The organism is Candidatus Borrarchaeum sp., from assembly GCF_019058535.1.
Classification (GTDB): domain Archaea; phylum Asgardarchaeota; class Sifarchaeia; order Borrarchaeales; family Borrarchaeaceae; genus Borrarchaeum; species Borrarchaeum weybense.
The window spans coordinates 1-6,323 of sequence record NZ_JAHPYX010000132.1 but is presented as its reverse complement, the minus strand read 5'-3'; the positions used below and the strand labels follow the sequence as shown (position 1 = coordinate 6,323).

Below are 6,323 nucleotides of genomic sequence, written 5' to 3'. Positions count from 1 at the left end.
CATCCACAGCGCTTTGTCACGGCACATTTGTACAAATGCTGATGAGAGTCCAGTTTTCTTCTCAATTTCGTGCCGAAAATGCTCCACTTCTCTAACTTGAGTTAGGTTTTTCTTTGTAATTTTCTCTAAAAATAACTGCACGCCGTAGGTTAAACGCCCAGTCAGTTTGTCTAGAAACCTTATCTTTTTCTGCGTCGTTTGATCAGCAACAGGCAACACTAAGGTCTTACAAAAGGTTACCGGTGCGTTCAGTTGAACAACCATACCCCTTATCTCACCTCTCAAAAAACTATCCCTGTCGTCTAATTGACAGCGAACTTTATTTCATTGGATTTTCGTCGAGAATCTATCTTAAACCAGCTATTTAAATTTTGGGGACTATCGTGAAAGTGAAACAAAACACTATTCCTCTCAATCTAAAGGACGAATTCTTCTTTCGTAGGAAAGATAAAGTTATTATTGTCAAATCCATTTCAGTTTAGTAAATTTTAAAACGGCAAGTAAAATAGAAAAGAATTGTTTCAGAATCTATCCTCACGTGCGCAAATCAATGGAGTGAATCAATAATATGCGAGAGGACTGGCCATCAGTCTCGGTTGTAGTACCTGTTCATAACTCAGAGGACACAATAGGAGCTTGTCTAGAATCTATATTTAACCTCGACTATCCAAAAGATAAATTGGAAGTAATTGTAGTTGATGATTCGACAGATAGAACTCCAGAAATAGTGAAACGTTTCAATGTACATCATATTCGGTTTGGCAAACGCGTTGGAATAGGATATGCACGAAGAATCGGAGTTGAAAAGGCTATAGGAGAACTTGCCGCATCAACCGATTCGGATTGTTGTGCAGATCCAAATTGGTTAAAAGAATTAACAAAACATTTTGAACGTCCAGAAGTCGGAGGTGTTGGAGGAGGCGTTATACTTCACCTAGAAGATAAAATGAGTAAGTATATCGGTTATTTAGGCTTTCCAGCTGGAGGTCTAATTGGATATGAAAGTTTGTTTTCTATGACCAAGAATAGGGAATTAGAAAGATTATCTACAGCAAATGCAATATTTCGAAGAAAAGTCATATTAGATGTTGGAAATTTTAACTCTTCTTTTTTCTATGGAGGAGAGGACGTTAATTTATCATTGAGAATTGCTGAACAATATAAACTAATATTTGAACCTAAGGCAATAGTGCATCATTACGAATCACGTAATACTTTAACTGGATTTATCAAATGGCATATCAGAAGAGGGGCTGCATATCATTCGATCCATAGAAGAAAATATAAAGTAGGGCGTACTCTAGGTCAAAAATTCCGCCATTACTTAAATTTATTGTTAACTGGCAATTCACCCCTCAGAGAAGTAAGTAAAAAGGATAATGAAATATATTATCCTGTTCTACTATTATTGGCTTCTATAATGATATTTTATACAGGCCTTGGTTATATCATTGCGTTTCTTCTTGGCGAAGCAAAAGTTCATTAATTAGATCTTTAAATTGAATTCATTGTTGATATGAAAATACAGCTCTATAAGTCACCAATAAAAATGCAGATTCAAAAGATCAAGGCGTGAGAAAATGGCAAGACGACTTTGGGAACTTGGTATTATCCTTGTGCTTCTTGCAGCAATGATTATCATAGTAGGAGTAGTGATAATCACAATTGCCCTGATTTTTCAGCAAATCAATAGTCTCAGCCTCACTGAACTTTTAACAACTATCATTTGGCCAGTGCAATTAAGTGGCTGGTTAGGCTGGCTTATGTATATTGTTTGGTGGTTTTTTCTTGCGGGAATTTGTGTCATTATTTTATCAGGGATCGTAGGGTTGCTTAAACCGAAAAGGAGAATGCCTGTCAAAACTTCAGCTGAACTTATATCACCTCCGGAAGATCTTAAAGTCGTTGTGACTATACCTGCTTACAATGAGGAAGAAACTATTGCGGATGTTATAGAAGGATGCAAAAATTATGCAAGTGAGATTCTAGTGATAGATGATGGATCTACAGACAAAACAAGAGAAATAGCAGAATTGGCAGGAGTAAAAATTATAATACACAAAATGAACAGGGGTTTAAGCGAGACTATTCAGGATGGCTTAAGAGCAGCATTAAATGCTGGCGCAGATATTATAATAAATATTGATGCAGACGGGCAATATTTACCCAAGGAAATCCCAAAACTAATAAGTCCCATTGTAAACGATGAAGCCGATTTCGTATTGGGCTCACGATTTGCTGGACACATCGAAGAAATGCCATGGATAAAAAGATTTGGAAATAGACTATTTACACGAGTTGTTCGAACACTTACTAACACTGAAATTAGTGATGGGCAGACTGGCTTTAGAGCATTCAATCGAGTGGCTGCCCTGGCGTCAATAGATTTAGCGGGAAGATATACTTATACGCAGGAACAAATTATTCGTTTAATAGAAGAAGGCTTTCGTGTTGCAGAGGTGCCCATTTATTTTGCAAAGAGAAAAAGTGGATCATCTCGCCTTATTGCGAGTCCATTAGGCTATGGCGCAAAAGCGCTAGCGGTCACGCTGAGAACATACCGCGATTATCATCCGGTGTTATTTTTTGGAATCCTAGGGGGAATTTTTATCATAGCAGGCATATTACTTGGGGGTTTTGTGATTATTGAGTGGATAACGACCGGGTTGGTCTTCCATGAATCTACAGCAGTACTTGCAGCTGTGTTTGTAATGAGTGGATTCCAATTCTTATTCTTCGGTTTTCTTGCTGACATGTTTGCAAACTTAAAGCGACTGACAAAAAGAAATAATGAAAGAAGTTAGTGAAATTTTTATTAGTCCAACTGAGTATAAGGAAAATCGATGATCGACTATAGGGTTTTTCTAACTTACGAGCTTCTAGTGATTGCTTTACCACTTCTGATAATTCTACTGTATTATATTCTTTTTACTATCGTTGTTTTAGTTCGCTCATCTCCGCCTGTTAAACGTGAAAATGACCTGGATGTCAGCTTTATTGTACCTACCTACAACGAGGAGAGTTATATTAGACAAAAAATTGGAGCTCTGCGAGAACTAAAGCCTAATGACCAGATAATAGTTGTGGACAGTGGATCAACTGATGCGACTCCATCAATTTTGGATGAATATGCAAGAAAAGGATACATTGATTTCATCAAAGAAGATACGCGAAAAGGAAAAGCAACTGCTTTAAATAAAGCATTTCTCGAGACAAAAGGGAGAGTCGTAATAATAACAGATGCCGATGCGTTTCTGCCTCCTGATAGCGTCAGTAAATTACTAGAGAATTTTGCAGATGAACAGGTAGGAGGTGTCGGAGGTGCTTTAATAGAAGTTAAGAACAAAGATTTAGACAAAATTGATGTCACTTCTACGTCCTTTTTGAAAGCGCGAGAGACTTTCAGAATTTTAGAAGGCAACCTTGATTCAGTGCCTTTTACAGAAGGAAGTTTAGTCGCATTTAGACAAGAACTATTATCTCCACTTCCAATTGATACAATATCTGATGATATGGAATTAGTTCTTTTAGTTAGGGAGAAAGGCTATAGAGTAGTTTTTGAACCTAAAGCACTTGTTTTAGGAGTTGTTCCAACAAGATATTTAGCAAGATTGAAAAGGAAAATCCGTCATCAAATTGGTTCAATACAGGCAATAGTCCGTCATAAAAAAATGATGTTTAACACAAAATATGGTTATTTTGGAACGTTTATCATGCCATTCCATGCTTTTCGTCTTCTAATTCAGCCCTACCTGGTTTTTTCTTCATTAATTCTTGGTCTAATCTTCTTCCCAGAACTGATTAACGTTCTCTATTCAATCCCTCTCTATTTATATGGCGTGCTGTTTGTTGCTTATATTCTAATGGAAAGCTTGACCATTCTTGTAAAGCGATATAGCTTACTTTTAGCAGTTTTTCACTTAATTATACTGCAAGGAGTCACTGTCATTGCACATATATTATATTACAAAAAGCAGAAATACATTGCCTGGTAAATGATACAATAAGAAATGATAATTAAAGGATAATCATCACCTCTTATTATGTCTCTAGGAAGTGAGCTACCTCGTCATACAGCATTGAGGTTTCCTGCTTCAACGACAGACTCGATCCCCTGGCGGGTTACGGAGGTCTTATCTCCACAGGCTTAACATCCCTACGCTCCGTAGGTACGGCTAACGATGGTGAGACAATCGAATCGGAGTATGCACCTTATCTTCAAGTGTGCGCATGATCCCTCCAATTGTTATTGATACCTTCCTCATACCATCTATATAACGTTAGGGAGACCCCTCGATGCACGTGATGAACGTGAACACACACTACCGCCATTCATCACCACGCTGAAGCTGTAGTGCTTTCTTGTTTGGCTACTCATAATCTAGGAAGTAAAAACACATGGACTCTACTGCACTGAAAAAAAGTTATTTTCAGCTACTTCTTCAACACATGCAAAGATATCTTCGATTTTCTGCACACCCCACTATTCGGTATTATATAGTTCGAAGGACTCAACTCGTTTATTCTTTGTTGCAAGAGGAAACTGGAGTGATTTTACTGGATGTAGGTTGCGGCGAGGGACTAGATGTCTATAATCTAGCAAGAAACTATTCTTATACAATCGGGATCGATCTATCCGCAGATGCATTGAAGCGAGTTGCAAGAGGCAACCGCCCTACAAATACCTTTCTTATACGAGGAGATGCAGAAAATCTGCCATTAAAAAGTGAATCAATCAGTATTTCGCTTTGTTTAGATGTATTAGAGCATCTGCCTGAGCCAAGAAAAGCATTAAAAGAGTTAACACGAGTTTCTAAAGATCTAATTGTTATTGCTGTCCCTCTAGCTATGAACCCTCCATTTGCGACACTATTGACGAAATTACGCTGGCTTAAAACCACTCCTTTGAATATAGAAACAGTTGCCGCAGAAAAGGGAGTTAAAGAATTACCTGAACATGGGCATATTAACGAATACACCGTTGGGAGAATAAGAAATGAATTAGAGAGCCTAAAAATACATAAAATCAAAAAATTGATTTTAATGAATCAATTTACAATACCCTTCCGAGAAAAAATTTTATTGAGATTTCCAAAACTAGTCCAGATTTTTGTCCAGTTAGATAAAATCTTTAGTAAACTATTCCCAATTGGAAGATGGGGTTCTGCTGTGGTTGCAATCCAACTTTAAAGATGAATTGACAAGCGTACTGTTATGAAATTAATGTGTAAAGTAATCAAAGTTTATGGTTGGAGAACTAATCTATGACTAAGAAAACATTCTCGGTTATTGTTACTGGACTCAATGTTCAAAGTACCATTGATGAATGTATTCAATCATTGTTACAACAAGACTACCCAGAGAATGAATATGAGATTATATACATAGATGGTGGATCAACGGACAGTACTCTTGAAAAAGTATCTAAATATCCTGTGCGCATTTTACAGGAACGAGGAGGATCACCAGCATCAGGAAGAAATACAGGAATTAAAAAAGCTCAGGGAATAATAATTGCATTTACAGATGCAGACTCTGTAGCTGATAAAAACTGGCTGAAAGAACTACTTGAATGCTATGATACACCCGAAGTGGCGGGGGTGGGAGGAGTAATCTTACCATATCCTGAGAAGAATTACTTCCCACGAACAATGGGATTATTATTACCCACATTTTTTGGATCTGCGGGTGCCAGGAACCCTGCAATTTATCCAACTACAAGGCTTGTAGACCATAACCCAACAAATAACTCATCACTTCGAAAACAGGTTTTAGAAGAAGTCGGTTACTTCAATGAGGAACTAAAGGTTGCAGAAGATATCGAATTAGATTTAAGAATTATAAACAAGGGTTATAAGCTCATATATACTCCTAAAGCAAAAGTTAGGCACCATGGTAGGCAGTCCTTGTCTAAGTTCATTCTTCAAATGTATAATTATGGGATTTGGAGAGCATGGGCTGGAAAAAGATATCCGGGCTTGCTTAAACCAAAACATCTTCTCCCTTCGCTTTTCTTGCTTTTTCTCATATTCAGTGCACTATTTACTACGGTAACTACCCTATTAATGCCGATATCGCTTCTACTTTCCGTGATCTTACTTACCTATTTATCCACAGGACTAATTACAGGACTAAAAGTCTCACTAAAAAGTGAAATACCAAGTCATGTAATTGTTATACCGATCTTAGGATTCATAGAGCATGTATCATACGGTCTGGGCATATTATATGGTCTGTTAAGTGAGCTACCTCGTGCTTAAGCTTCGAGGCTTCCTGCTTCTACGACAGACTCGATCCCCTTGCGGGTTACGGAGGTCTTATCT

The 6,323-nt window shown here is 37.6% G+C and carries 5 protein-coding genes and 1 pseudogene; 5 read left to right on the top strand and 1 reads right to left on the bottom strand.

Going from position 1 to position 6,323, the window contains the following annotated elements; genetic code table 11:
- Positions 1–264 (bottom strand): annotated as a pseudogene (locus QVB70_RS07675) (hypothetical protein); the annotation flags it as partial.
- A 304-nt stretch (positions 265–568) separates the two neighbouring features.
- Between QVB70_RS07675 and QVB70_RS07670 the strand changes: the two are divergent.
- The 5 genes from QVB70_RS07670 (at position 569) to QVB70_RS07650 (ending at position 6,260) form a co-directional block, all read left to right on the top strand.
- Entirely contained in the window at positions 569–1,486 is a 918-nt protein-coding gene (locus QVB70_RS07670) for a glycosyltransferase family 2 protein (protein WP_287585065.1), read from the top strand.
- A gap of 94 nt (positions 1,487–1,580) precedes the next feature.
- Positions 1,581–2,804, top strand: coding sequence for a glycosyltransferase family 2 protein (locus QVB70_RS07665; RefSeq protein ID WP_287585063.1), 1,224 nt, complete (start codon positions 1,581–1,583; stop codon positions 2,802–2,804).
- Positions 2,805–2,843: 39 nt separating this feature from the next.
- Positions 2,844–3,995 (top strand): glycosyltransferase, encoded by a 1,152-nt coding sequence (locus QVB70_RS07660; RefSeq protein ID WP_287585062.1) that lies wholly within the window; start codon positions 2,844–2,846, stop codon positions 3,993–3,995.
- Between the two features lie 403 nt (positions 3,996–4,398).
- Positions 4,399–5,190 carry a class I SAM-dependent methyltransferase gene (locus QVB70_RS07655; RefSeq protein WP_287585060.1) on the top strand — a complete coding sequence of 264 codons (792 nt, stop codon included), beginning with the start codon at positions 4,399–4,401 and terminating at the stop codon, positions 5,188–5,190.
- 74 nt (positions 5,191–5,264) lie between these two features.
- Complete coding sequence (locus tag QVB70_RS07650; RefSeq protein ID WP_287585058.1) at positions 5,265–6,260, top strand: glycosyltransferase; 996 nt, start codon at positions 5,265–5,267, stop codon at positions 6,258–6,260.
- The last annotated feature ends 63 nt before the right edge of the window (positions 6,261–6,323 follow it).

What these genes read in the sequence shown, in the direction of transcription:
- QVB70_RS07670 (WP_287585065.1), top strand. Translation starts at nt 569, where the DNA reads ATGCGAGAGGACTGGCCATCAGTCTCGGTTGTAGTACCTGTTCATAAC.
- QVB70_RS07665 (WP_287585063.1), top strand. Translation starts at nt 1,581, where the DNA reads ATGGCAAGACGACTTTGGGAACTTGGTATTATCCTTGTGCTTCTTGCA.
- QVB70_RS07660 (WP_287585062.1), top strand. Translation starts at nt 2,844, where the DNA reads ATGATCGACTATAGGGTTTTTCTAACTTACGAGCTTCTAGTGATTGCT.
- QVB70_RS07655 (WP_287585060.1), top strand. Translation starts at nt 4,399, where the DNA reads ATGGACTCTACTGCACTGAAAAAAAGTTATTTTCAGCTACTTCTTCAA.
- QVB70_RS07650 (WP_287585058.1), top strand. Translation starts at nt 5,265, where the DNA reads ATGACTAAGAAAACATTCTCGGTTATTGTTACTGGACTCAATGTTCAA.